Below are 25,483 nucleotides of genomic sequence, written 5' to 3' on the forward strand. Positions count from 1 at the left end.
GGTCAAAGAACGTAAAGCCATCGGCCACGGCATCGTCACACTGGCGCAGCGGCTCAGCCGGAACCGTGCCGACGGGCGCAAAGCGCACCTCGAGCGCAAAGGGAACGACCACCGTACAGCTGCTGATGCTGCTGGAGACGCGCGCCCAAACGCCACCCGTGCCATAGTCGGGATCCAAGGGGTCCGTCACCGGCACGTCCAGGTAGATCTGGTCGTTCACGTAAGGGTCGGGAAGGGGGAGCACCCCGTTCCGCGCATCCAGAAGGGTACCGTGGTAGGTAACCGAAAGAACGGGGTCACCAAGGGTGATCACCGCGTCCTGCTGCGTAAGGTCGAAGGCCGCGAAGCCGTCGTTGTTCACGTCGCACTCGATCAGGTTGGGCGGCGACATGTTGACGGCCGGAAGGGCGTCTATGATAAGGTCCACGCTGCGCGTGGTGTCCACGCAGGTGGCGTCGTCACGGTTCTCAAGGCGTATGTAGACCGTCTCGCCGGGGGCCGCAACGAAATAGGGGTTGGGATGGGCATTGACGCCATTGTCCGCATCGGCCTGGCTGCCATGGTAGGTGATGTTGTAGCTCGAGGAGGGCTCGCCGTCCAGCACCAGGGAATTGAACTCCACCGCAAGGTCAACGAACTCCCCGCCGTCCCCGTCAAAATCGCAGTAGCTCGCGTTCACGGGAACGATCCCAGCGATCGCGCGGCTGAAGTAGATGCGGAAGTCCGTAAGGTCGAAACAGCTCCCGCTGTTGTCCTCGATCCGCGCATAGATCGTCTGCGGCGAGGGGGGGACGATGATGTGAACGCCCCCGAGGATCTCGTTGACATCGTCAAAACTGTCCTGGTAGCTCTGGTAGTACTTTATCGTGAAGAGCGCAGGGTCCTGCGCCCCCAAAATGTTCGCGTCGTTGTCCGTCAGGTTGAAGACTCCCGCGGTCGTGCCGTAGTCGCACTGGTAAAGATCGACCGCTGGGTTAGCAACCGGCTGGGGTCTAAAAGTAATTACAACTGAATTACTATCTACCCTGCAAATACCATCTACTGCTTCAACCGAATATATACCATCTGTTGTAACGGTAAGGGTAGCATTGGTAGCTCCTGGAATGGGGGTACCATTTCTAAACCACTGAATGTTAAATGGAGGATCGGTAACTCCCGAATCTAAAATAACCGGTCTGCCCAAACAAGCTGGGCCTGGATCAAGCAAAATACCAGCCGTACTAAGATCAACTGGATAAATGAATTCGTTATTTGATTCGTCGGTTTCTGCTACGATACCCGTACCATTTCCAATATCGTCAACAACGGCTCTGAGGTTAAAGTTATTTGGAGTAGCGATTGGTATATTTAAAGTAATAGTACCGCTTTCAGAACCACCTAAAGGGATGATATTAGTAGTAGTGGTTTGGCCTATAAGCACTGCATCAGCATAAAATGCTATTGGAGTATTTGCTGGTAATTCATTTGTGCTGTTAACATTATATACCGTATAGTCAACATCAATATTACCATTTTGACATAGTACTCCCAAATCATCAATCTCAATGGTTGCATCTGGAAGCTCTGAGTTAACACTAGTAATAAGGTTGTTTACAATAATGTAATCCTGTGTTGAGGTTAATTGAATTAAAATAGAGGTGTCACCGGCTTGCACGATCCCAACTAAATCGTAATAATCCAAATCCATATTATAATTCTGGACATTTCCTGGTGGCCCTATATAAGAGTTTGTTCCATTAAAAGCATTGTTGGGAGGGTTAAGTGCATTAGAAATAAGGTTTCCATTTATTTTTAAACTTTCCCCTTGTTGAATGTTTAAGTCTCCTTCCCAAGCTAAGAATCCAATTTTGGAAAGAATATCTGAACTAACATCAATATTTGTAAGTGTAATATCCAAAGAGTTATTATTTGCAGAAACGCTTTCCATTCCATCAAAAAGACTTATTTGATTAAGCAATAGTGAAGGATCTTCATATATAACATAAATAGCCCAACCTCCATAATTAGTTCCACAATAAACGCTGCCCGGAAACACATAGGCTGACACATCCAGATCAGAAAACGTATAGGTCCCATTTCCAGTAGCGGCAACTAAGTCCGTAACGTCTGCATAAGCAGCAAAATAAGGATTTCCATTAAAAGTATGACTAAATATTCGCTGCGCACTAACCGGGGCACCATTTATAGCCACATCAAAATCTCCAGGCCCAACAGAGCTCCAATAAAGATGCGCGGAAACAAACGTTTGCCCAGGAGTTAAAGCAAGTGAAGCACTACTTTGAGTAAGTATGTCACAGTAACCAGCATTATTCTCAGATGCATTAAGCGTATTTCCAACTGCCGTAAAATCATACCTACCGTTAAACTGCTGGAATAACGTAACTGGTTGGGCAAAAACGAAAAGAGGAAATACAAACGTTAAAAGAAGTATTAATTTTTTCATAAATCTGGGTATTACAGTGCCAAATATATTGAATACATTGTTTTTCTTTTTATATTTTCGCAAAAAAAACAAGTAAATGTCCCAATTTAACATTGAAATTTCTCAAACTTCCAATCCGAATATTGTTAAATTCACGGCTAACTCTTTTCTATCACGCTCTTCCAGCTACGAATTCAAAAATATTGATGAAGCAAAACCGAGTGCATTAGCGCAACAGCTTTTTTATCTGCCTTTCGTCAAAACAGTCTATATCTCCCAAAATTTTATCGCAATTGAAAAATATAATATTGTTGAATGGGAAGATGTTCAACAAGAAGTAGCCAATTCGATTTTAGAGTACTTAAATACTGGGAAACCTGTAATTTCAGAAGAAAGCACAGTAAAAAAATCTCCCGTAAGCATTTATGCGGAAAGCACTCCAAATCCCAGTGTTATGAAATTTGTTGCCAACAAATCCTTGGCATCGGGAACTTTTGAATTTAAAAATATTGACGAAGCCATCCATTCACCATTGGCCAAAGCGTTGTTCAGCTTTCCATTTGTGAAAGAAGTTTTTATAAGCGCGAACTACGTTTCGGTTATGAAATATGATGTAGCGCAATGGCAGGATATTTCATCAGAACTGCGGGAATTCATCAGAAAATTTATCGAGGAAGGAAAACCTGTATTGAACGATGAAGTATTGAACGCTACAAATATTGCTGAAAATAAATCTACCTCAACAAATACTTCCCAAAATTCTCCCAAAGCATACACCGATCTTGAAAAGGAAATAATCTCCATTCTCGACGAATATGTGAAACCGGCCGTGGCAAGCGACGGCGGCCATATTATGTTTGATTCTTTCAATACAGAGACCAAAACGGTGAAGGTAATTCTTCAAGGGGCTTGCAGCGGTTGCCCGTCATCCACGATCACTCTGAAAAACGGCATTGAAACCATGCTGAAGGAAATGCTGCGCGGCCAAGTACAGCAAGTGGTGGCCATTAACGGATAAGGTTTAGAAACTTCTCTTTTAACTTAATTTTCTGAAAATTAGCGCTTAATAATTGTAATTTAGGGGTTCACTGAATTTTAACCCAAAACCAAAAAATAATTATGGCAGTATTAAAAGTAATTGAAGTGCTAGCAAACTCCAGCCAAAGCTGGGAAGACGCTACAAGAAACGCAGTAAAGGAAGCATCCAAAAGCGTAAAAAACATACGCTCCGCCTATATAAATGAACAAACTTGCGTTGTGGACGGGGACAACATTACCCAGTTTCGCGTAAATGTTAAGATCACTTTTGAAGTGAAATAAGATTTTTATCGCTTAGACTCAATACGCTTTTGATATGCCAAAAGCGTATTTTTGTTTTTCTGAAAAGTTATTATGCGATCGATACTGGTTTTTTTGGCACTGCAAATTCTGATCGGTTGCAATTCTTCAACAAAAAATAATTTGGAAACACACAAATTTACAAATGATTTAATTTCGGAATCCAGCCCCTACCTGCTGCAGCACGCGCACAATCCGGTACACTGGAAGGCTTGGAACGAAGCAACCCTACAACAGGCCAAAAAGGAAAAAAAGCTGATGGTCGTGAGCATTGGCTATGCCGCTTGCCACTGGTGCCACGTAATGGAGCACGAAAGTTTTGAGGACAGCACGGTGGCCGCCGTGATGAACCAACATTATATTTCCGTAAAAGTAGATAGGGAAGAAAGACCAGATGTGGACCAAACCTACATAAATGCTGTGCAATTGATGACCGGCAGTGCCGGCTGGCCGCTGAACGTGGTAACCCTGCCTGATGGCCGACCCGTTTGGGGCGGTACGTATTTCAGAAAAAATGACTGGATAAATGCGCTGGAGCAGATACAGGAAGTTTACAAAAGCGAGCCCGAAAAACTGATTGCCTACGCCAACCGACTGGAAGAGGGCATTAAAAGCATGGATCTCATTCGTTTAAGAACCGAAACCGTTGATTTTAAAAATTTTCCCGTTAATGAAATTATAAAGAATTGGTCCAATCAATTCGATGATAAAAACGGGGGCTTTAAAGGTTCCCCAAAGTTTATGATGCCAAATAATTTAGCATTTTTATTGAGACAAGCAGTTTCAAATAAAAACGATAAATTACTTGCCCAAATAACTCTAACCTTAGATAAAATGGCGTTTGGTGGCCTCTATGATCAAATTGGCGGAGGCTTTGCCCGATACAGTACAGACGAAAAATGGCATGTGCCCCATTTTGAAAAAATGCTTTATGACAATGCCCAACTTATCAGTCTTTACAGCGATGCTTTTTTAGTGACCCAAAACCCTCTTTATAGCGATGTTGTTGCAGAAACTTTGGAATTTATTTCACTTGAAATGACAAATGAGGAGGGTGGCTTCTATTCTTCACTTGATGCGGATAGTAAAGATGAAAATGGAACATTAGAGGAAGGCGCTTTCTACGTTTTTACTGCGGAACAATTGCAGAAATTGTTAAAGGATGACTTCAAAATATTTAAAGAATATTATAATGTGAACAGTTACGGAAAGTGGGAAAAAGATCAATATGTGCTCATCCGCCAAAAAACCGATGCACAAATTGAAAATGAATTTGATCTTACTTCCGAAGCATTTCAGCAAAAAAAGAAAAGCTGGAAAAAGACCCTCCTCACCTATCGCAACCAAAGAGCCAAACCGCGTTTGGACGACAAAACCCTAACTTCGTGGAATGCCCTAATGCTTAAGGGATATGTTGATGCTTATAAAGCCTTTGGAAAAAAGAAATACTTTAACAGTGCCCTTAAAAATGCAGACTTCATTTCTGAAAAACAACTACAAGAAAATGGCGCCTTGTTTCACAATTACAAAGACGGTAAAAGCAGCATAAATGGTTTTTTAGAGGATTATGCCTTTACCATTGAGGCTTTTTTGGAACTATATCAAATAACGCTAGATGAAAAATGGCTCCAACTTTCAAAGAAGATGACTGATTATACGATCACTAATTTTTTTGATTCGGAAAAACATATGTTTTATTTCACATCAAAAGAAGACCCTGCCATCGTAAGCCGAAATTTTGAATATCGGGACAATGTGATTCCGGCTTCAAATTCCGCAATGGCAAAAAACTTATTTCTGCTTTCAAAATATTTTGAAAATTCCGATTTTGAAGAAATTTCGCATCAGATGCTAAAGAATGTCTCTGAAGAAATTATGCAGTACCCCAGTGGGTTTTCAAACTGGCTGGATCTTCTGCTTAATTTTAAAAACGATTTTTACGAAGTAGTAATCGTGGGAAAAGATGTTTCTGAAAAAGCAAAGCAAATAAACACACACTATCTGCCAAATATAATTATTGCCGGAAGTATAGGTGAAAATAACGGGCCTCTATTTAAAAATAGATTTGTGCCCGGTGAAACCCTTATTTATGTTTGCAAAAACAATACCTGCAAACTGCCGATAAAGGACACAAAAATTGCAATTGAATTATTAAACAAAAACGAATAAACTTTATGGACAAATTTCAAGACTTGGATATTTACATTGAAAAGTACGGACAAAAACTGATTGATTTTTTACCAAGTGTAATTGGAGCAATCTTGATGCTTTTTATAGGACTTTGGCTGATTAAAATAATCAACGGTTTTATAAAAAGATTTTTTGACAAAAAGGATTATGACCCCACGCTTGAAAATTTTATTGCCAGTCTTATAAATTGGGGCTTAAAGATAGTACTCTTCGTATTAGTGATTACCCAACTGGGTGTTGAATCGGCTTCGCTGGTAGCCATTATTGGTGCTGCAGGACTTGCCGTTGGATTGGCGCTGCAAGGCTCCTTGGCAAATTTTGCGGGAGGTGTTCTTATTTTATTGATAAAGCCATTTCGGGTTGGTGATTTTATTAGCGCCCAAGGTGTTGATGGAACGGTAAAGGAAATTTCTATATTCAACACCAAATTGACAACCTTTGGAAACCAACTTGCTATAATTCCAAACGGAAAATTGAGCAATGATAATATTATAAATTATACCGAAGAGGGCATCAGGCGTGAAAATCTTACTTTCGGCATAGGTTATGACGATAACATAAAGCAAGCAAAGGAAATTCTTTTAAATTTGGTTTCCGAACAAGACACTGTTTTAAAACTAGAAGACAAAATGCCAATGGTAGCAGTTGCTGAACTTGGAGATAGCTCTGTAAACCTTACTGTGCGTTATTGGTCCAAAAATGAAGATTTCTGGAACCTACGCTGGTTAATTCTGGAGGAAGGGAAAGTCCGACTGGAAGCTGCAGGAATCTCTATACCTTTCCCACAGCGAGATGTACACCATTTTAATTTGGAGACTTTAAAGAAATAAATCATTAAATTTGTAGGAATAATTCATATTTTTATAAAACAAATTAAAAAATTAAAAATGAAAAAGATAATATTTACTGCCGCTTTTGTCTTAATGGCAATTTCAATGTTTTCCCAAGCCAGACAAAGTAGCTACACCAGTGTATATGACCGAACTATTGACATTAATGAAAAGTCATTGGCTTTTGGTCTTACCGAGGCGCAGTTTGCTGCTATTAAAGATGAGGCTTATGCAAATCCCAATTTTTTACAGGGGAAAATATTTCAGGAAGATCAGTTAATAAAAGATGATGTGCCTATGCGTTACAACGCTTATGCCGACGAAATTGAAATAAAGAAAAATGTTTCTGATGAAACTTATAGTGCGCTCATTAAATCGCCAGACATCTTCGTGAAGATAATCAACGAAATTTATGTTTTTGTACCTTTTAACGGCTCAAATGAAAAAGGTGGCTATTTCAATGTATTGAATGACGGAAAAACATATGATTTGTATAAAAAAACAAAAGCTGAATTCAGAGAGCCAAGAAAAGCACAAACATCATATCAGCAAGATACACCTCCATCATTTGTGAAGGCAACTACTTATTATTTGGTGAAGGACGGCAGTTTTTTGGAGATGCCAAATAGCAAATCCAAGATTTTAAAAATGATGGATAGTAAAAAGAACGAAATGAAAAAATACATAAAAGACAACAATATCGATCTTGACAAGGAAGCAGATTTGGTTAAGACCATTGCCTATTTCGATTCCTTGTTATAAGTCTACCCCATCATAAATTCCTTTAAATAAAAAGGCTCGAAATAAGCGACATTTTCTGTGTCGCTTATTTTGTATTTAGTTTCGGCCAAACTTACCATATCTGCTGAGGAAGGAAACAAATCTTTTTGAAAAACAGCGTTTTTATGTTTGCAAATTGCTTCAAATTTTACTGCGCCGTCACCAATAAAAATAGTTTTCCCTTTTTCCAAAAAGTCGGCAAATGAATCTTCCTTTAAAATTTCAGCTTTTGTCTCGCGTACTTGATTTTTGTCTGAATTAAATACGGCAGAATAAACTTCCATCCTTCGGGCATCAAGCAGTGGAATTATGTGGCTATTAGATGTATTCACTTGTTGGGCTAAAACCTCTAAAGTGGGCGTTGAAATCAGGGGAATATCCAATGCAAAACACAATCCCTTTGCGGCCGAAACGCCAATACGAAGACCTGTATAAGACCCTGGCCCCTTGCTTACCGCAACAGCTTCAAGCTTTTTTTTATCAACTTTAGCTTCGCTCAAAACTTCTTCAATAAAGACGTGAAGTTTTTCTGCGTGGGAAAATTTTTGATTGTTCTCTTCGCGAATTGCTTTTACCTCACCATCAACCGCGATTGCTACGGAGCAATTGGTAGTTGCAGTTTCAAGACATAGAATAACCGCCATTATTTATCTTTTTTATTCTCTTCAGCTGAAGAAACCTCAACTTTATCTCCCTGTTTCAGCGATTTTGTAACTGTGTTATAAGGCCCCGTGATTACGGTTTCGCCTTCTTTCAGTCCTGAGATTATTTCAATGTTTGAATCGTCTTGAATTCCCGTCTTTACAACGCGTAGCTTTGCCTCATTTCCTTCTTTTACATATACAGCCTCAAATTTTTCAGCAGTTGCGGTTGAAGTTTCATTAGTTGTATATGATTTTTTTGTGTCTGTCGTGTCAGTTTTTATAACCACTGAACTGATGGGTACACCAATGATATTTTTCTTTTTATTCGTAATTATATCAACGGTAGCGGTCATTCCCGGCCGGAAAGGTGAAAAACTTTCGGGTTTTCCTTCGGTAAGATCTTTGTATGATTCAGGAAGAATACGAACTTTTACTTTGAAATTTGTAACCTGATCTGCAGTGAGGGCGCTTTCGGCACTATTGGCTATTTCGGTTACAATTCCTTTAAATTCTCGTTTTAAATAAGCATCTACCTCAACAATGGTAGAATCGCCCACGGAAACTTTTACGATGTCGTTCTCGTTAACGTCCACTTCCACTTCCATATTTTGAAGGTTGGCAACGCGCACTATTTCGGTTCCTGCCATTTGTGCAGTCCCCACTACCCTTTCGCCCAATTCTACAGAAAGCTTTGAAATGGTTCCGCTCATTGGCGCATAAATGGTGGTTCTTGAGAGGTTATCTACAGATTGTTTCACATTTGCCGAAGCGCTCTGAACATTATAGTACGCTGCTTTTGCATTGGCTTGGGCCATATCGTAATCTGCAACAGATTTATCCCATTCAGATTTGGAAATCACCCCTTTTTCAAATAGCGCCTTGTTTCTTTCGTAGTTTAAACGTGCATTTTTTTCACTGGCTTGTGCTTGTGCATATTGTGCCCGAACGTTTTGAAGACCCGCTTGCGATTGACTTACGGCGGCCTGTATAAGGTCTGGGTTTATTTTTACCAACAAATCGCCTTTCTCAACTGTTTGTCCTTCCTTAACAGGAAGTTCAATAATTTCTCCCGAAACTTCTGAAGAAAGTGCAACTTCAATTTCGGGTTGAATTTTCCCCGTGGCCGCTACCGTTTCAACAATATCAATTGCAGAAATCTGGGCAACTTCCACCTCTTTGAAATCACCTGATTTTCCAAACCAACCAGCTTTTTTCCCAATAAGCAAAAAAGCAATCAGTACTACTACTGCAACAATAACCCAAACGAGTGTTTTTTTCTTCATATTTAAAATTTTAATTCGTTGGCCGGAACCCCAAAGTATAGTTCCAGTACCTTCAATTTAAAAATATATTCAAATTTAGCCCTGTTTTCTTCAATTCTAGCATTATCATAACGCAATTTTGATTGGCTAAAATCAAATGCATTTGTAAGGCCCACATCATATCTATCTTTAGCATATTGATATGCTAACTCCTGTGACTCCAGCGCAACTGTAGCCGCTTCGTAAGCCTTCAATGCACCATTTGCATCTACATAGGCCTGATAAACGTTGGACTCCAAATCAAGCTGGGCCTGCTCTAATTGATACTCCGTATTTTTTAAATTGATTTTATTACGTTTTACATTACTCCGTACGGTAAAACCATTAAAAATAGGGACATTAAGTTGAAGCCCATAACCAATACCATCATTAAGATACAGTTGGTCTATAAATTCTCGGTTTAGCGGATCGTTGTCAGCATAACGGGTATTATAACCAAAAAATGCCGAAAGTGTTGGATAATACGCTCCACGGGAAATCTGCAGGTCTTTTTTGGCCAAATCCACATTTTTCTGGGCTATCTTCACTTCAGATCGCGTTTCCATAGCGCTTTCAATTATTTCTGACACATCCTTATCGGCAATCCCGCCATCAATAATTTTATACTCTTCATCGGCTATATCAAAATTTGAATAGTCCTTAATAAGAAGTAATTGTGCAAGACTGATTAATGAAATCTTTACCGTATTCTCCGCAACAGCAATGCCTTGCTTTTCGGCAGCATCTGTAGCCTTAATTTCCAAAAGATCTCCGCGAGGAAGTACACCAGCATCCACAAGGTTATTGGTCCTGTCCAATTGTTCCAAGGTTACAATATTTTGTGATTTTGCCACTTCCAAATTTGCCTTGTTCAACAAAACCTGTAAATAGGAATTTGCTACTGCCAGAGCAATATCGTCCTTCATTTTGTCCAAACGGTATTGGGCTGCAAGTTCAGAGAGTTTAGAACGTTGCAATTGGCGTACATTTCTCAATCCATCAAAAAGTGTAAGCCCCAGGTTTATAGCAGCCGAAGCTGAACCAAAGGTAGTATTCTCTAACTGATTGGTGGTTGGGTTTAAACTTAGTCCAGTGTTTTTGGAGGCACTGGCATTTGCGTTTAGAGAAGGTAAAAAGTTACCTACTGCCTCAAGCTTATCGGTTTCTGTAAGCTCTAAATCAAGCTCGCTCTGTTTTACAGAAATATTATTTTCCAAAGCATGGTTTACACATTCCTGTAACGTCCATTGTTTGGTTTGGGCTTGAATTGAAATAGTGAATATCAAAAAAAAGAAAGGGATCGCTATCTTCTTCATAAGTTTTTCTGTTGATGAATAAGTCTTTTGCATTGCCATTGCGTTACAAAATTTTAAAAAATTAAACAATTAGCCTCTGCCGGATGGTCCGGCGGCTGGTTTCAATTGGTTCCAAACCTTTATATTGTCATCTTTAGATACGCCGCTTTTGATCTCTACATCTATACCATCGCTTACACCCAGTTCCACCTGTCTGCGTTCAAATTTTTGATCGCCCACCATTACTTCTACAAAGGGCTTTTGTGTTTTGGGATCGTACTGTACCAGGGCTTCCTTAATGGTAAGAACATCATCTGCCTTGGCCAAAATAATAGAGGCGTTTGCGCTTAGACCTGCACGGATAAAAGTAGAGGTAGTATCCAAATTTTTCATGGTTCCTTTTATTTCAAACTGAATGGCGCCGTTTTCGTCCACTCCCTTTGGGGCGATGTAATCTAGCACAGCATCAAAAGTTTTGTCGGGAAGTGCGCCCACGGTTATTTCTAAAGGAAGACCTTCCTTAATTTTTCCTACTTCACTTTCATCTACCTTTCCTTCAAAAATCATTTTGTCCACATCGGCCAAGGTAGCGATCGTTGTTCCGTCGTTAAAATTGTTTGCTTCAATTACCTGGTTTCCTGTTTTAACGGGAACATCCAGCACCATGCCTGAAACCGTTGCGCGAATTTCGGTATTTGCCGAAGCACCCATGCCGCTGGTAGTTCCAGTTCTTACGATATCGTAATTTTGGCTTGCAGCCGTAAGACCTACTTGTTCCTGTCTAAGCCTTTGCTGTGCTTGGTCATACGCCAATTGTGCATTGTCAAATTCATTGGCAGAGATTACGCCTTTTTCAAAAAGTTCTTTTTGGCGATTGTAAATACTTTTTTGGTTTTCAAAAGCCAATCGCGCAGTCTCCACTTGTGTACGGACACTGTTGATATTGTTTTTGGCACTATTCAATGAAGAAACGTTTGGAACGACTTTCACTTTCGCAATCAGGTCTCCTGCCTTTACAATTTCACCAGCTTCCACAAAAATTTCGTCAATGATTCCGGAAATATTGGGTTTTATTAATACTTCTTCCCTCGGCACAATGCTTCCCGTAGCTACCGTTTTTTTAATTATGGAACCCATTGCAGGTTTTTCGGTTTCATAGACAACGGGATCTTCTATGTTTTTTGAATAGAGCCAATACATAGAAACTGAAAACAATACTCCAATTGTTACAAGAATGATTATGGTTTTTGATTTTTTCATTTTTTCGATCGTTGAAATTATGGTCTTAAATTGATGATTCGTTAATTTGTTTTATGTGCCCAATAGTGGCAAATGCTTTATTTTATGATATGTGAGCGCCAAAGCGATACAATGTTTTAATTCTTTTACGGGTATTTTATCTTTTAGTTGGAAAACGATAGCCCGATTGCCTTCAAAATTGAATTTATCTTTATAAAGTGATTTAAATGTTGGAACCAGTTTTGATGTACATTTAAAATAAACTGCAATATGCTCAGGATTTTTTTCCTTCCAATCCATCCTAACGGTACTTCCGTGTTTTGTCAAATAACTCGGTTCACCCCATTTCAGGGTTTCTTCAATTTTTTGGAGACCGTCAATCCCAGAGGCTGTTTTCAAAACCGTCTCCCGAAGCTGAAGCATTTGTGCTTTCACTGCCTTGGGATAGCTTTCAAAAACTGTTGCTACTTTTGGATCGCTAATTATTTCCACTTTAATAATTGTTTATTCCGTTCTTAATGCCTCTACAGGTTTCACCTTAATTGCGTTTTGGGCAGGAATTAATCCCGCTAAAAGGCCTGAAACTATCAATATTGTAAGCGCTATGAAAACTACACCTATATTTACTGATGGGTTTATAAACATCATTTCGCTTGTATCCATTCCGCTGAGTTGATAATTGACGAACCATAAAACAGCACTTGCCAAAACTATACCCGCCATTCCCGAAATGATAGTCAAAAATATGGACTCCAACAGTACCTGTGCGCGAATGCTCCAGGGAGTAGCTCCCAGAGCACGGCGGATTCCAATCTCTTTAGTGCGTTCTTTTACCACTATCAACATAATGTTGCTGATACCAATAATTCCCGAAAGTAGTACCAAAATTCCAACGAAATATGCCACAAAATTAAGCGCAGTAAATAAGCCGTTTATTTTACTGTATTCCTGATAAAGATCAAAATTTCCCACGGCCCTATCGTCGTTTGGGTTTATGGTATGGCGTGTTTTTATAACATCAAAAATTTGGGATTTTAAATTGGTTATGGAAAAATCATCCTGCGCCGTTATTGCCATCCATCCTACAATGTCGCCCATATTAAAGGCCTGCGAAAAAGATGTGAAAGGCACGTATATTTCTTTTTGCATTTCTTCGGGATCACCGTTGTTTCCTTTCTTTTTATAGGTTCCTATAACCAAAAAGTTAACGCCGTTTATTTTTATGTAACTACCAATTACTTCTTCACCGGGATCATATAATGCACTTTGTACCCCACTGCCAATAATGGCAACTTTTCGCTTTTCATTTATATCTGAATAATTTATAAAACGGCCCGAAGTAATATCCATAGGTTGTTGTTGAATAATTTCAGGGTAATCACCATATACGTTAAATGCACCTGTTTGAAGGCCACGAACTACATTGTTGCTTCCGCGGAACCCTCCCAATTGATTTCTGGGTGAAACAAAGCGCAATCCTGGTACTTGCTGCTTTATGGCATCAACATCATCTGTCTTAAAATTGTACCTACGCCCTTTAGGTAATCCTTTATAGGGTTGTGACGCCGTTTGCGCCCACATAAACATAGAGTTTGTAGCCATACCGCTGAAACCTTGTTTTATTCCGTTCTCAAGACCATTTCCAGCTGCCAAAAGGATTACAAGAATGAATATGCCCCATAACACCCCAAAAGCAGTCATGACGGTTCTAAACCAATTACTGCTAAGGGCTTCAATTATTTCGGCCCAACTGTCTCTGCTGAATAATTTACTCATCGCGCAAGGCTTCTATGGGTTTGATATTTGCGGCTCTGTAGGCAGGAAAAAATCCAGCAATGGCTCCAGCCACCACGAGGATAATTACCGTGGTAATAGCTACCGAAAAATCTACGGAAGGATTTCTTATGTAATCTGTTTCAATATACGGTCCAACTAATTGCAATAACAAAAGACTGAAAATTAAACCTACAAATCCTGCAATTGCGGTTACAAAAATAGATTCGTGCAAAATCATGCCTATGATGGACCAAGGCTGTGCGCCAATGGCCTTACGTACGCCAATTTCCTTTGTGCGCTCTTTTACAATAATTAGCATAATATTGCTAACGCCCACTACGCCCGCAATAATTGTACATATTCCCACACCCCAAAAGAACCACCGAATCATATTGTTGAGATCGTAAAACCGTTTTGTGTTTTCCAACGTGTTGTTCACATTTACGGCCCGTTCATCATTCGGCGCTATGCTGTGTTTTGTTTTTAAGTCAGCTTCCAATTGCGCCGAAAAGGCTTCAGAAGCTGCCAGGGCGTCTTCATATTTATCGTGCTTTTCCAGTGTGAATGCAAGTGAGCGCAGTTTATCGCCAGCATTATAAACACGTTGTGCTGTGGTAAGTGGAATGAATATGCGCGTTTCTTCACGCTCGCCTCCCGGATCGGTATAAACCCCCACTACCTTAAATTTTATTCCTGTAATGTCTATATACTCACCAAGCGCTTCCTTTCCCTTAAAAAGATCGAGATAGACTTGGTTTCCGATCACGGCGTTTTTTTCAAAAGAATTTAAATCGTTTTGGTTAATGTATCTTCCTACGACCAAGGTTTCATTTTCCAAAAACTGATAATCGCCACGAACGCCTTCTACCCTGTAGCTGCCGCTTTCTTTTTTATATGTGGTCAATTGTCCCCATCTGCTGTAAACCCCAGATTTGAGTTCAATTTTATCAGTGTTTTTGTTTACCGCCATTTCATAATCGCGGTTGTCCATTTCTATTATCCTACCGGGATTTAAACCTTTATATTCTACGGAGGTAACATTTGTCCACACACTGATACGGTTGGTGGCATCATTTTCAAATTCCTTTGCAACCCCATTGGACATTCCTTGACCGATTGCAAGCAGAATTACCAAAATGAATATTCCCGAAGCTACGGAAAGCCCCGTTAAGAAAGTTCGCAGTTTGTTTTTGCGAATAGCTTCGAAAATTTCCTGCCAGCGTTCAATATTAAACATAGGCCTCGCTTTTTGCCCGTACTTGGGTTACTACGGAATCGTCTATAATAATTCCATCTTTTAGGTTTACGATACGCTTGGTCATATGCGCTATATCGTCTTCGTGGGTAACAATGAGGATGGTTTTTCCCTCGTCATTGATGCCTTGGATGAGTTCCATCACTTCATAAGAAGTTTTGGTATCGAGTGCGCCCGTAGGTTCATCGGCAAGTAATACTTTTGGGTCACTGGCAAGCGCACGGGCAATGGCCACACGTTGTTTCTGACCTCCGGAAAGTTCGTTGGGAAGATGCGAAGCCCAATCTGCGAGCCCTACTTTTTCCAAATAGTGCATTGCTTTCTCAACGCGAACATTTCTTTTTACGCCTTGATAATAAAGCGGCATGGCCACGTTTTCCAAAGCAGACTTGTAGTTGATAAGATTGAAGGATTGAAAAATAAAGCCGAGAAACTTATTACGGTACCGTGCGGCCACCCTTTCGTTTAGATTTTTAATCAAGGTACCGTCCAGATTGTAGGTGCCTTCGTCTGCTTCGTCAAGGATGCCGAGGATGTTGAGCAGCGTAGATTTTCCCGAACCGGAAGAACCCATGATTGAAACCATTTCGCCTTCAGAAACCGTGAAATTTATTCCTTTTAAAACATGGAGCGAATTTTTGCCCATGTGGTATGACTTGTGAAGATTTTTGATCTCTATCATCCTGAAAATTGTTGATTTACAAAATAAAGGGGAAATTCCCCTCCAAATGTGAAATTCTTGTTAAGACTTGGAAACTTTAATGGCCTCAAGTATTTATAAGACTATAGTAGGGAGTATGTGTTACAGCTTCTTTTGAAAAACTATAATTTTTTTTCTTCGCGTGCCTTTTTTCGGCTTCTGTAAATAGCATAACCAATACCGCCAATTAACAGATAAGGGAAGATCATTAAATAGACTATTCCGTTATTGATTCCCTTGGCTGCCTGCCCACCTTCTTCACTTTCAAGTACGGCACGGCACATGGCGCATTGGGCCTCAGCGGGAAGTACGGACACTAAAAAAAGAAGAATTATTATATAAGCAATTTTAAGTTTCATAGTCTATCAATAATAAGGCGAAATCATCAAATAAACAATTACTCCGGTAACAGCCACATACAACCACAGCGGATATGTAATTCGCGCAATTTTTCTGTGTTTATAGAACTGTCCCGAAATGCCCCTAACATACGTAATCAATACAAAAGGAATAACGACTATGGACAGTAATATATGCGTCAAAAGGATAAAATAGTAAACATATTTGACAAATCCTTCACCACCAAATGGGGTGGAGTCTGAGGTCATATGATAGGCCACATACATGACCAGAAACAATACAGAACATGCGATAGCCGTCTTCATCAGACGCTCATGCAACTTTCGGTTTCCTTTTCTAATTTGGTAAACAGCAACAACCAAGATAACTGCAGTCAATCCATTAATTGTGGCATAGATAGGCGGCAAAAAACCAAGGCGCTCTACTCCGGGAATTCGTACCGTAAAAAGAACGGCAACAGCCAAAGGAATGACAATGGAGAGTATCCAAATCCACAAGTTATAATTCTTCGTTGTTTGGGGTGAAGCCTGCATAGGTTACAACAGTTTTTTAATATCTTCTTTTAGCATCTGTATTCCCTTATCTTCCAAACCATCATAATAAATGATTGGGTTTCCGTTTTCATCTTTTCGGGAGCGGATGTTTCCTTCTTGATCCACAAGGGCAAAAAAGCCTGAATGCTCAAACCCGCCTTCCACTTCGGGAGCTTCGCCTACATAGAGGTTAAAGCCTTCGTTGGCAAGTTTGAAAATTTCTTCTTTTGGTCCGGTGAGCAGATGCCATTGCGGTTTGGTAATCCCTTTATTTTGGGCATATTCCTTTAAAACCTGGGGCGTGTCATACTCTGGGTCGATTGAAAATGAAGCGATGCCAACTTTGGGATTTCCTAAAAACTCATTTTGTATTTTCAGCATATTCTCCGTCATAATAGGACAGATGGACGGGCAGGTGGTGAAAAAAAATTCCACTACATATATCTTGTCCTTAAAATCATCGTTGGTGATGGTTTTTCCGTTTTGGTCCGTAAAACTGAATTGTGGCACGGAACCGAATGTTTCTAAATCAGGTTTTGAAAGTGTATTGATAATTTTTGGCACTGCCCAAATTCCAAAAACCAGGATGATAAACGAAATACCGATGTAGGAATAATTTTTTTTCATTTTTTAAATGATTCTGTGGATGCTATTGATTCTGTGGATGCTTTAAAAATTATTGCGTATGTCTTTCTTCTTAACTCTTTATTCTTATTCTAATTATATCTCCCTATCTGAAGTGTTATACTTTTTTAGCGCCCTTCTGTATTCAGCAAGCAACACTTTAACATCGTCGCTCATTTTATTGTTTATTTCAGCAATATTACTGGAATCAAATCCATACATAACGCCCTCATCCTCATCATCATCCCTGCCCCGAAGACCGCGTTCTTTATCTATTATGAAAACATACGGAGTAGAGATATTGGAATCCAAAGCTATATCAGACTTCAACGATTGAAATACTTCCTTTATATCTTCTTCGGTCCCAAAAGCAAAAACCCATGCATCGGTGGGAGCAATTTGTTTTAGTTTTTCCTCAATATTTCTGGCTTGCTCCTCGGTTCCTTTTGGCAGAAGAATTACAAACTGAAATTCGTTAAACTTATGATTTTTACTATATATTTTATGCGCTAAATTATAAGCATATGCCCTGTGCGCTTCCAAATCACTTCCAAAGAAACCTAAAACCGTAATATGATTTTCCAACCTAACAGGTTTACCGTTTAGTGTTTCAAAATTTTGCAATTCAGTGACTGAAGGTGTAAGCAGTGGCAAAGTGGCAAAGTTATTTTTTCCGGAAGCAAAAAAAACATAGGCCGTAATGGGCAGTAAAAACAGAATTCCGAGGACAAGATACTTCTTCATTTCCAGCAATTTTTTGCTTTTGCAAAAATACAGGGTAAAAGGGGGTTGGGCAATGTTTTGGGTGTTAATTTTATTTTTTTGGAATACTTTTAAAACCATCAAAAAATTCTTCAGGAGTAATATTGAAGTAGTCACACAGTTTAATCAATGTAGTAAAGGAAATATCACGCTTTCCTTGTTCAATCCATCCAATATGAACATTTGTCTCGTGAAAAGATTGGAGTTAAGTCAAGCCTTTTTGCAGCCTAAGCTCCTTTGTTCTGGCCGCAAGCCAGGCTAATAATTCAGTATTATTTTCTTTTGCATCCAATGACACGAAGGTCAGTGGTCGAAAAAATTCATACAATTACCGTTCAGTCATTAGTTTTTGTACTTTTAGATTCCTCCCCAGTTATTTAGCTAATTAATTTATTGTTTAACTAAATACTGTTATTATGAAAACCAAATTATTTTCCGATTACTTTTTTGTACATTTATGCTTAATGTACTTTTTATGAATGCGCAGATAAATAACCAAGAATGTGTTGTTATCGAAAATGGAACCGACCCTGCTGGAATATACAGTTATTCCACAGACATTGCAACCTTAAATAATTATGGACCTCTTGTCTTTAACGTAAAATTTTGGGGTGTCAATCGTCCCAATGGCGATACTGATTTTTATAATCGAGAGCATGATGCCCTACAAGCAATAGCCAATCTTAATATTATGTACAACCCGTTTAATATCTTTTTTAAATTTCGGGGACTTGAAGAATTTAATAGCCCAGAAGTTACGGTACCTCTACCTAACGGAGACCCTGACACAAATGGATATTATGTGCTTGAAACGAGACCTCAATTCCGTGCAATGGTCAATTGGGCAGCTGCCAATGGATATAAAGATTTAAATGCCTTAAATGTATATGCAGTTGGCTGGTTGGGTTTTGCTGGGGGTATAGCATATAGGCCAGGTTTTGTATGTGCCACAAATTCTGGAAGTGGATTGGCTGGCAATAATACAGTACATGAAATATCGCACAATCTTAATTTAAAACATACCCGCTCTTTTAATGAGCATACCACCCGGGACCCAAACAATCAATATTTTAATGCAACCACAACGGGGGATGAAATAGTGGATACCAATGCTAATAGTGGTTTTTGGGACTCTAGCTGTGATTGTACCCCCTATGTAGATCAAAATACCTGTACTTATTTTGGTACTGAAACGGATGAGTTAGGTTTTCAATACACAATAGCACATAAGGATGTCATCAATATTATGGGTGATGCCTATGGTGGATGTGCAACAAAGAGTTTAACCGTAGGGCAGGCCATCCGCGTTCATGAAAAAATAGCAAGCGGATATTATAATGTCGCCCTTACCAATGTGGCTTCACTTTACGAGCCTTATGCAGGAGCATATTATGACCCTAACAACCAGAACCCTCAATTATACAAACCCCTATTTCAGCCCGGATTTGAATATCGTTTTTTGGAATGCAGTTGTGATTGTCCTGATCCAGTACCCTATGAGGATATATCCTTTTCATATACCCAGAATATCATTAAGGAAGTTAGCAAATATGAAAGTGATTTTAGCACGATCTATCATCCAAACCATTCCGCTATAGGTATTAAAATTGAGAATAATCCTGTTTTTTGGCCGCAACCGCGTAGATGTTATGACAATCCAAATTATAGGCCTATTGGCGGGAGTATTACCCGCTTTAACGACAATGTGTTCAATACCAATATTACCTTAATTCCAAAAGATTCTACTGGTATAAATAATCCGAACCTTATTGAACAACTGCAACCCGGTCTTTATAAAATTGAGAAGACATATGAAGAAGGAAATACGGAACAGGATATCATATTCAAACAAGATTAAAAAATTAAAACAAAAATTTAGGCTCCCAGCTATTGGGAGCCATATTTTTAAATAGATGGGTATGGGTAAATACATTTTTGTTGCAGCATTTCTTTTAGTTGTATGTACGGGTCGAGGACAATTTGGTTCTCAGCGCATTATTTATATGGATAATGGATTAGTTACAAGTGCCCTTGCTGCCGATCTGGATGGCGATGGCGATTTAGATGTAGTATCGGGTTCTAGAACTGGGTCTTATAATATTGCTTGGTTTGAAAATCTGGATGGGTTAGGTAATTTTGGAACAGAGAATATTGTTGAAAACAACCTTTTTGATGAGGTTTATTCTATATTTTTAGCAGATTTAGACGGTGATGGAGATATGGATATCCTAACAACGGCATTTTCATTAGATAAAATAATTTGGTATGAAAATTTGGATGGGCAGGGCAATTTCAGTGTCCAAAAAATTATTTCCAATACTGCCGACGGGGCATTTACTGTGGTTGCGGGCGATCTGGACGGTGATGGTGATATGGATGTAATTTCAGGTTCCGATTTTTCAGGGTTAGCATGGTATGAAAATTTGGATGGGCAGGGAGATTTTTTTATGCACCTTATTGATAATAATGTTTCGGGCACACGTTCCGTAGTAGCAATAGATGTGGATGGCGATGGTGATATGGATATTGTGGGAAATAGTACTGCTCCTAATAAAATCTATTGGATTGACAATATCGATGGCCATGGTACTTTTGGTGAGCCTAACTCTATATATGAGATGGGGCAATATGTAACCAATCTTATTACTGCAGATGTGGATGGTGATGGTGATACGGATGTGCTTACAGTATCTTTCGGAGATAATGAAGTAGCTTGGTTTGAAAACCTGAACGGCTTTGGCAACTTTGGCCCCAAAAAAACGATAAGTAATATTTTGGATAAAGCTTTGGAAGTCTTTGCCGCAGATTTGGATAACGATGGCGATATAGATGTATTAACATCTAGTGGAGGAACTTTTGATGGCGAAATCGTTTGGTTTGAAAATCTGGACGGAACGGGTTCGTTTGGATCTAAAAACGTTATCAGCACGGAGCATCAATTTCCCCGTTCCGTGATAGCCGCAGATATAGACAACGATGGCGATATGGACGTCATTGCCTCATCGCAGAACGACGATAAAATAGCGTGGTACGAAAACCTGACCATTTTAGGGGTGGAGGAGAGCCAAATTGATCCTATTAAAATATATCCAAACCCTACTGATGGTTTGCTCTACATAGATGCTAACACCAAAAGTGTTATAGGCACTACGGTTTTTGATATTCTGGGCAAAAAGGTGCTTCAACAAACCAGGAATATCCAACAAGTGGATATTTCGACCCTTGAAAGCGGCATGTATTTTTTGAGGATAGTAACGGATCGTGGGGAAATTGTACAGAAAATTATAAAGGAATAGCCCTCATTAAAATCGCTTACAATCAATAAAAAAAGCCCTCAAAAAGAGGGCTTTTAAATATTTTAAAAATTCTTTAAAAATCGAATTTTATATATCCGGATTTGTAAACTTCAAAAATATAATCGCCTTCTATCAATATCAGCACAATTAAGTAGGATATCAAGAAAATAGAAGTCCAGATTACAGCCCTACGCAGGCCGGTAGTTTCATCGCGCATGTGCATAAAGTCCCAAGTAATGTAATATGCTTTTACGATGGTAAGGATGATAAAAATCCAGTTAAGCAGCTTTAAAGCCAAGAAACGATTGTCTATTAAAAAGTCCGGACGGACAATGCCCAATGCTACCTCAATGATGGTAACGACAGAAAGGAATATAAAAACCCCCCAGATTTTGCTAACGTTTGACTTAAATTTTACAGCGCCCCTAAAGATTGCTAATTTATGTTCGTGTGCCATTTTTAAATTTTTTGAAATCTAAACAAGATAAAAGAATGTGAATACAAATACCCATACCAAATCTACAAAGTGCCAGTATAGTCCAACTTTCTCTACCATTTCGTAACTGTTTCGGCGTTCGTAGGTGCCTAATATTACATTAAAAAATATGATAATATTAATCAGAACTCCTGTTGCAACGTGGAAACCGTGGAAACCCGTAATGAAAAAGAAAAAGTTTGCAAAAAGTGGATGCCCATATTCGTTGTGGCGAAGGTTTGCACCCTCTACAACCAATTGACCATCATTAACTACTTTGGCAATGGATTCTTCCCTTGACAAAATAATATGCTGACCATGTTCGTCTTTATGTTGGAGCCTTACCAAAAGGTTATCATTTGCCAAAAATCCTTCTTTTACTTGATTAAAGGTCACGCTTGGTAAATATTCAGAGTCCTGTACAAACCACAATCCATTCTCGCGGGTCTGGGGTATACGATCAGCATCATTTATTGCCACAAAATCCCTTATTGCCACACGCTCGCCTTCTTTATCCAAAAACTGGATGATCTGCCCTCCTTTGGTTTCAATTGCACCATAGTCTCCTTTAATGAAAGTTGCCCACTCCCAAGCTTGCGAGCCCAAGAAAATAAGGCCTCCAATAATAGTAAGGAACAAATAAAGAATTACTTTATTCTGTTTCATTTTGTGTCCCGCATCCACAGCCAAAACCATGGTAACGGACGAAAAGATCAAAATAAAAGTCATAAACGCCACATAATACATAGGCGCTTCTACTCCATGAAGAAACGGGAAGTGAGTAAATACTTCATCGGCAATAGGCCAGGCATCTACAAATTTGAATCTTGAAAATCCATAAGAGGCAAGAAAACCTGAAAAGGTCAAGGCATCGGAAACGATGAAAAACCACATCATCATTTTGCCATAACTTGCTTTCAACGGTTGGTTTCCGCCGCCCCAGGTTTTATCTTCGGTACCTGTTTTAACAACAGTAGCTTCCATAAAAAGAATTTGGTTTTAAATAAAGGTTCAAAAATACGTTTAATTTTTATTTAACGAAATATAAAAATAAAAACAGGTAAATCCATACAATATCCACAAAATGCCAAAAAGTTGCAGCTAGTTCAACACCAAGGGTTTTACCGTTTTCATACTTTTGTTTATAATGATTATAAATTACAACCAAAAGCGATACCAACCCCACAAAAACGTGCGCAACGTGCAATAATACTACCAGATATATAAAGGAAGTAGTAATACTGCTTGTAGGACCCGTAAAATTATAGCCGCTAGCTATTATTTCAGAAAAACCTTTAAACTGGAAAAAAACAAACAAGCTGCCCAACAAAAAAGTGGTCGCTAAAAAAAACATACCAAGCTTATTTTGCTGCTTTTTGATAGTCCTCAGTGCAAAATAAACTGTAAAACTGCTCAAGACCATCACAATGAGCGCTATGTAAAAAGCCTGTGGTATTTCAAAACTTGAAATCCAATCGGGCCTTTCCTTGCTAACAACGTAGGCACTTGTGAGTCCTGCAAAACTCATGGTTAGACTAATAATGCCGAACCAAAGCATATTCTTTTTTGCTCTGGAGGTTTTTAACTCTTCACTTCCCTGTGTTAAATCCATTTTTCTATTTCTTATATATTTTCCGAAGACATTTGCTGCGGTTATCTTAAAAATTTATCTGCAACGTAAATTATTTGCAGTAATGTAATGTAGCTTACACTAGCGAACATAAGCTGCTTGGCGGCAATGGAAGTTTTTTCTTTGTACAGCTTGATTGCATAATACAAAAGCCCAACCCCCAAAAGCCCAATCAAAACACCTGATATTGGCGTTAAATATAATTTACCAGTAATTCCTAAAACAGGAATTAAAGAAACAAGTACGGTCCAAATTGTGTAGAGAATAACCTGTATGGCAGTTCCTTTATCACGTTTTCCATTAGGAAGCATAAAGAAGCCGGCTTTTTTATAATCATCAAAAAGAAACCAGCCAATAGCCCAAAAATGCGGAAATTGCCAAAAAAACTGAACCATAAATAGTGTTCCGGGTTCAATACCAAATTTACCGGTTGCAGCCACCCACCCCAACATAAATGGAATGGCGCCCGGAAACGCACCCACAAATACCGAAAGTGGTGTTTTGGTTTTTAAAGGCGTGTACAGGCTCACATACATAAATATTGAAATGGCACCAAACATTGCCGTAACTGGATTTATGGTGTAAAGAACAATAATACCCACCACCGTCAATATACTCGCAAGTATAAATGCAGAACGCCCCGTCATGTGGCCAGCTGGCAACGGCCTATTTTTAGTGCGTTCCATTAGTGCGTCCAAATCTTTTTCGATGATTTGATTGAAAACATTTGAAGCGCCAACCATACAATAACCCCCTACACATAACAGAAAGAGCACAAAGAAGTCAATTGAATCTGCCCCCAATAGATAACCCGCAACCGAAGAAAACACAACACTCACCGAAAGCCGAAGCTTAGTGATTTCAGTAAAATTCCTGATAACGGACGGACTAATTGACTGTGATTGGGAAACGGACAAGCTATTTTTTTTAGGCTGTGCAAAGATACGCTTCCTGTATTTTTTCCACAATATATTATCAATAATCTTACTGTATTATTTCAGCATTTTTAGTAATTTGAACCAATTTTTCAAACTAAAAATATATGTTCTCAAAATTTATTCTAAATACCATCTTATTATTCTCTGTATTAACTGTTTTCGCCCAAACTGATGGCGGACAAAAAGTAAACACCAAACTTATAAAAGTCACTAATAAAGTCTACATGCTACAAGGCAAGGGAGGCAATATAGGGTTAAGTTTTGGCAAAGACGGAGTGTTCATGATTGATAATCAATATGCCGATGGTATTGAACAAATTCAAAATGAAATAAAAAAAGTTAGCGATCAACCTGTTCGGTTTTTGGTGAACACACATTTTCACGGGGACCACACAGGCGGCAATCCTGCGATGGCCGAAACAGGTACTGTAATTTTTTCGCAGGAAAATGTTCGAAACCGCCTACAGGATGTTATTGCCAAGGAAACAAAAAAAATCGATGAAGAAGCACTGCCAATTGTAACTTTTGCTGAAGATCTTACATTTTATTTCAACGGAGAAAAAATATATGTTTTTCACGTTCACAATGCCCACACAGATGGTGATTCCATGGTATATTTTACAGGAAGTAACGTATTGCATACCGGCGATGTTTTCTTTAATGGAAAATACCCGTACATAGACACTGAGAATGGGGGCAGCTTAAAAGGTTACATCGCAGGTTTGGAGAAAGCTCTTTTGGTGATAAATGAAGACACTAAAGTAATTCCCGGCTACGGAAATATGGGTTCATATAAAGATTTAAGAGATACTATAGAAATGCTATCCATTCTTTATAAGCGTGTATATAATCTCTACCTCAACAAGAAAACAGAAGAGGAAATAATAAAAACGACAGAGCTAACTAAAGAATATGATGATAAAGGATTTGGAAGCGGATTTATTAAAACAGAAGCTTTTTTGAAAATGATTTATAAAGAAGTGGCCCAAGAAGCAGGCGCAGGCTCAGAAGACAGGGAGGCAAGAAATAAAGAAGCAATGAAAAAGTATAAGGAAATAGAAAAAAAATTGAAAGAGAAGGAGAAAAATTAATTCT

General features: G+C 39.1%; 26 protein-coding genes. 8 read left to right on the forward strand and 18 right to left on the reverse strand.

Annotation, left to right across the window (positions count from 1 at the left end; all coding sequences use genetic code 11):
- Positions 1-2,443 (reverse strand): FIDD domain-containing protein (locus AC58DT_RS06020; protein ID WP_497215948.1); only part of this gene is annotated, 2,443 nt, incomplete at its 3' end.
- Positions 2,444-2,519: 76 nt separating this feature from the next.
- Between AC58DT_RS06020 and AC58DT_RS06025 the strand changes: the two genes are divergently transcribed.
- From AC58DT_RS06025 to AC58DT_RS06045, 5 genes are all read left to right on the forward strand, one after another.
- Positions 2,520-3,440 (forward strand): NifU family protein, encoded by a 921-nt coding sequence (locus AC58DT_RS06025; protein ID WP_062619798.1) that lies wholly within the window; start codon positions 2,520-2,522, stop codon positions 3,438-3,440.
- A gap of 101 nt (positions 3,441-3,541) precedes the next feature.
- The gene (locus AC58DT_RS06030; RefSeq protein WP_045079013.1) at positions 3,542-3,742 is read left to right on the forward strand and encodes a dodecin family protein; all 201 of its coding nucleotides are present in this window, start codon (positions 3,542-3,544) and stop codon (positions 3,740-3,742) included.
- 72 nt (positions 3,743-3,814) lie between these two features.
- Positions 3,815-5,929, forward strand: a complete 2,115-nt coding sequence (locus AC58DT_RS06035) for a thioredoxin domain-containing protein (RefSeq protein ID WP_497215949.1) — start codon at positions 3,815-3,817, stop codon at positions 5,927-5,929.
- A 5-nt stretch (positions 5,930-5,934) separates the two neighbouring features.
- On the forward strand, positions 5,935-6,780 hold the full coding sequence (locus tag AC58DT_RS06040; RefSeq protein ID WP_497215950.1) for a mechanosensitive ion channel family protein: 846 nt from the start codon (positions 5,935-5,937) through the stop codon (positions 6,778-6,780).
- A 57-nt stretch (positions 6,781-6,837) separates the two neighbouring features.
- Positions 6,838-7,542: a hypothetical protein gene (locus tag AC58DT_RS06045; protein WP_497215953.1), complete on the forward strand. Its 705-nt coding sequence runs from the start codon at positions 6,838-6,840 to the stop codon at positions 7,540-7,542.
- A 2-nt stretch (positions 7,543-7,544) separates the two neighbouring features.
- Here AC58DT_RS06045 and tsaB read toward each other — a convergent pair whose 3' ends face one another.
- The 13 genes from tsaB to AC58DT_RS06110 form a co-directional block, all read right to left on the reverse strand.
- Positions 7,545-8,204 (reverse strand): tRNA (adenosine(37)-N6)-threonylcarbamoyltransferase complex dimerization subunit type 1 TsaB, encoded by a 660-nt coding sequence (gene tsaB, locus AC58DT_RS06050; protein WP_497215954.1) that lies wholly within the window; start codon positions 8,202-8,204, stop codon positions 7,545-7,547.
- Positions 8,204-9,487, reverse strand: coding sequence for an efflux RND transporter periplasmic adaptor subunit (locus AC58DT_RS06055; protein ID WP_497215956.1), 1,284 nt, complete (start codon positions 9,485-9,487; stop codon positions 8,204-8,206). Before AC58DT_RS06055 ends, tsaB begins: the two co-directional genes overlap by 1 nt.
- Positions 9,488-9,489: 2 nt before the next feature.
- Complete coding sequence (locus tag AC58DT_RS06060) at positions 9,490-10,821, reverse strand: TolC family protein (RefSeq protein WP_497215958.1); 1,332 nt, start codon at positions 10,819-10,821, stop codon at positions 9,490-9,492.
- A 69-nt stretch (positions 10,822-10,890) separates the two neighbouring features.
- Entirely contained in the window at positions 10,891-12,060 is a 1,170-nt protein-coding gene (locus AC58DT_RS06065) for an efflux RND transporter periplasmic adaptor subunit (protein WP_497215959.1), read from the reverse strand.
- A 51-nt stretch (positions 12,061-12,111) separates the two neighbouring features.
- Positions 12,112-12,531 carry a DUF1801 domain-containing protein gene (locus AC58DT_RS06070; RefSeq protein WP_497215960.1) on the reverse strand — a complete coding sequence of 140 codons (420 nt, stop codon included), beginning with the start codon at positions 12,529-12,531 and terminating at the stop codon, positions 12,112-12,114.
- A gap of 12 nt (positions 12,532-12,543) precedes the next feature.
- Positions 12,544-13,815: an ABC transporter permease gene (locus AC58DT_RS06075; protein ID WP_497215961.1), complete on the reverse strand. Its 1,272-nt coding sequence runs from the start codon at positions 13,813-13,815 to the stop codon at positions 12,544-12,546.
- A complete protein-coding gene (locus tag AC58DT_RS06080) occupies positions 13,808-15,052 on the reverse strand; it encodes an ABC transporter permease (RefSeq protein WP_497215963.1) in 1,245 nt (414 codons plus the stop codon). Before AC58DT_RS06080 ends, AC58DT_RS06075 begins: the two co-directional genes overlap by 8 nt.
- Positions 15,045-15,752, reverse strand: a complete 708-nt coding sequence (locus tag AC58DT_RS06085; protein ID WP_497215964.1) for an ABC transporter ATP-binding protein — start codon at positions 15,750-15,752, stop codon at positions 15,045-15,047. Before AC58DT_RS06085 ends, AC58DT_RS06080 begins: the two co-directional genes overlap by 8 nt.
- Positions 15,753-15,892: 140 nt before the next feature.
- Positions 15,893-16,129, reverse strand: a complete 237-nt coding sequence (locus tag AC58DT_RS06090; protein WP_497215965.1) for a hypothetical protein — start codon at positions 16,127-16,129, stop codon at positions 15,893-15,895.
- A gap of 6 nt (positions 16,130-16,135) precedes the next feature.
- Positions 16,136-16,663 (reverse strand): DUF420 domain-containing protein, encoded by a 528-nt coding sequence (locus tag AC58DT_RS06095; protein WP_497215966.1) that lies wholly within the window; start codon positions 16,661-16,663, stop codon positions 16,136-16,138.
- Between the two features lie 3 nt (positions 16,664-16,666).
- Positions 16,667-17,290, reverse strand: a complete 624-nt coding sequence (locus AC58DT_RS06100) for an SCO family protein (protein ID WP_497215967.1) — start codon at positions 17,288-17,290, stop codon at positions 16,667-16,669.
- Positions 17,291-17,383: 93 nt separating this feature from the next.
- Entirely contained in the window at positions 17,384-18,031 is a 648-nt protein-coding gene (locus AC58DT_RS06105; RefSeq protein ID WP_497215968.1) for a hypothetical protein, read from the reverse strand.
- A 70-nt stretch (positions 18,032-18,101) separates the two neighbouring features.
- Positions 18,102-18,224, reverse strand: coding sequence for a helix-turn-helix domain-containing protein (locus AC58DT_RS06110; RefSeq protein WP_497216452.1), 123 nt, complete (start codon positions 18,222-18,224; stop codon positions 18,102-18,104).
- 282 nt (positions 18,225-18,506) lie between these two features.
- Here AC58DT_RS06110 and AC58DT_RS06115 point away from each other — a divergent pair, with 282 nt between their 5' ends.
- Entirely contained in the window at positions 18,507-19,907 is a 1,401-nt protein-coding gene (locus AC58DT_RS06115; RefSeq protein ID WP_497215970.1) for a zinc metalloprotease, read from the forward strand.
- Between the two features lie 61 nt (positions 19,908-19,968).
- Positions 19,969-21,345: a T9SS type A sorting domain-containing protein gene (locus AC58DT_RS06120; RefSeq protein WP_497215971.1), complete on the forward strand. Its 1,377-nt coding sequence runs from the start codon at positions 19,969-19,971 to the stop codon at positions 21,343-21,345.
- Between the two features lie 73 nt (positions 21,346-21,418).
- Here AC58DT_RS06120 and AC58DT_RS06125 read toward each other — a convergent pair whose 3' ends face one another.
- Genes AC58DT_RS06125 through cyoE form a run of 4 tightly spaced genes read right to left on the reverse strand, consistent with a single transcriptional unit; the run spans position 21,419 to position 24,367 of the window.
- Positions 21,419-21,802, reverse strand: coding sequence for a cytochrome C oxidase subunit IV family protein (locus AC58DT_RS06125; protein ID WP_497215972.1), 384 nt, complete (start codon positions 21,800-21,802; stop codon positions 21,419-21,421).
- Between the two features lie 18 nt (positions 21,803-21,820).
- Positions 21,821-22,804, reverse strand: coding sequence for a cytochrome c oxidase subunit 3 (locus AC58DT_RS06130; RefSeq protein ID WP_062619830.1), 984 nt, complete (start codon positions 22,802-22,804; stop codon positions 21,821-21,823).
- Positions 22,805-22,850: 46 nt separating this feature from the next.
- On the reverse strand, positions 22,851-23,432 hold the full coding sequence (locus AC58DT_RS06135) for a cytochrome c oxidase subunit 3 (protein ID WP_497215973.1): 582 nt from the start codon (positions 23,430-23,432) through the stop codon (positions 22,851-22,853).
- A gap of 41 nt (positions 23,433-23,473) precedes the next feature.
- A complete protein-coding gene (gene cyoE / locus AC58DT_RS06140; RefSeq protein WP_497215975.1) occupies positions 23,474-24,367 on the reverse strand; it encodes a heme o synthase in 894 nt (297 codons plus the stop codon).
- Positions 24,368-24,492: 125 nt separating this feature from the next.
- On the opposite strand from cyoE, the gene AC58DT_RS06145 reads away from it, so the two are divergent.
- On the forward strand, positions 24,493-25,479 hold the full coding sequence (locus AC58DT_RS06145) for an MBL fold metallo-hydrolase (RefSeq protein WP_497215976.1): 987 nt from the start codon (positions 24,493-24,495) through the stop codon (positions 25,477-25,479).
- Positions 25,480-25,483 lie beyond the last annotated feature (4 nt).

Source organism: Aequorivita sp. CRS11 (assembly GCF_059693805.1).

Coding starts and splice junctions, on each gene's coding strand:
- AC58DT_RS06025 (WP_062619798.1), top strand. CDS start 2,520: ATGTCCCAATTTAACATTGAAATTTCTCAAACTTCCAATCCGAATATT.
- AC58DT_RS06030 (WP_045079013.1), top strand. CDS start 3,542: ATGGCAGTATTAAAAGTAATTGAAGTGCTAGCAAACTCCAGCCAAAGC.
- AC58DT_RS06035 (WP_497215949.1), top strand. CDS start 3,815: ATGCGATCGATACTGGTTTTTTTGGCACTGCAAATTCTGATCGGTTGC.
- AC58DT_RS06040 (WP_497215950.1), top strand. CDS start 5,935: ATGGACAAATTTCAAGACTTGGATATTTACATTGAAAAGTACGGACAA.
- AC58DT_RS06045 (WP_497215953.1), top strand. CDS start 6,838: ATGAAAAAGATAATATTTACTGCCGCTTTTGTCTTAATGGCAATTTCA.
- tsaB (WP_497215954.1), bottom strand. CDS start 8,204: ATGGCGGTTATTCTATGTCTTGAAACTGCAACTACCAATTGCTCCGTA.
- AC58DT_RS06055 (WP_497215956.1), bottom strand. CDS start 9,487: ATGAAGAAAAAAACACTCGTTTGGGTTATTGTTGCAGTAGTAGTACTG.
- AC58DT_RS06060 (WP_497215958.1), bottom strand. CDS start 10,821: ATGAAGAAGATAGCGATCCCTTTCTTTTTTTTGATATTCACTATTTCA.
- AC58DT_RS06065 (WP_497215959.1), bottom strand. CDS start 12,060: ATGAAAAAATCAAAAACCATAATCATTCTTGTAACAATTGGAGTATTG.
- AC58DT_RS06075 (WP_497215961.1), bottom strand. CDS start 13,815: ATGAGTAAATTATTCAGCAGAGACAGTTGGGCCGAAATAATTGAAGCC.
- AC58DT_RS06080 (WP_497215963.1), bottom strand. CDS start 15,052: ATGTTTAATATTGAACGCTGGCAGGAAATTTTCGAAGCTATTCGCAAA.
- AC58DT_RS06085 (WP_497215964.1), bottom strand. CDS start 15,752: ATGATAGAGATCAAAAATCTTCACAAGTCATACCACATGGGCAAAAAT.
- AC58DT_RS06090 (WP_497215965.1), bottom strand. CDS start 16,129: ATGAAACTTAAAATTGCTTATATAATAATTCTTCTTTTTTTAGTGTCC.
- AC58DT_RS06095 (WP_497215966.1), bottom strand. CDS start 16,663: ATGCAGGCTTCACCCCAAACAACGAAGAATTATAACTTGTGGATTTGG.
- AC58DT_RS06100 (WP_497215967.1), bottom strand. CDS start 17,290: ATGAAAAAAAATTATTCCTACATCGGTATTTCGTTTATCATCCTGGTT.
- AC58DT_RS06105 (WP_497215968.1), bottom strand. CDS start 18,031: ATGAAGAAGTATCTTGTCCTCGGAATTCTGTTTTTACTGCCCATTACG.
- AC58DT_RS06115 (WP_497215970.1), top strand. CDS start 18,507: ATGCTTAATGTACTTTTTATGAATGCGCAGATAAATAACCAAGAATGT.
- AC58DT_RS06120 (WP_497215971.1), top strand. CDS start 19,969: ATGGGTAAATACATTTTTGTTGCAGCATTTCTTTTAGTTGTATGTACG.
- AC58DT_RS06125 (WP_497215972.1), bottom strand. CDS start 21,802: ATGGCACACGAACATAAATTAGCAATCTTTAGGGGCGCTGTAAAATTT.
- AC58DT_RS06130 (WP_062619830.1), bottom strand. CDS start 22,804: ATGGAAGCTACTGTTGTTAAAACAGGTACCGAAGATAAAACCTGGGGC.
- AC58DT_RS06135 (WP_497215973.1), bottom strand. CDS start 23,432: ATGGATTTAACACAGGGAAGTGAAGAGTTAAAAACCTCCAGAGCAAAA.
- AC58DT_RS06145 (WP_497215976.1), top strand. CDS start 24,493: ATGTTCTCAAAATTTATTCTAAATACCATCTTATTATTCTCTGTATTA.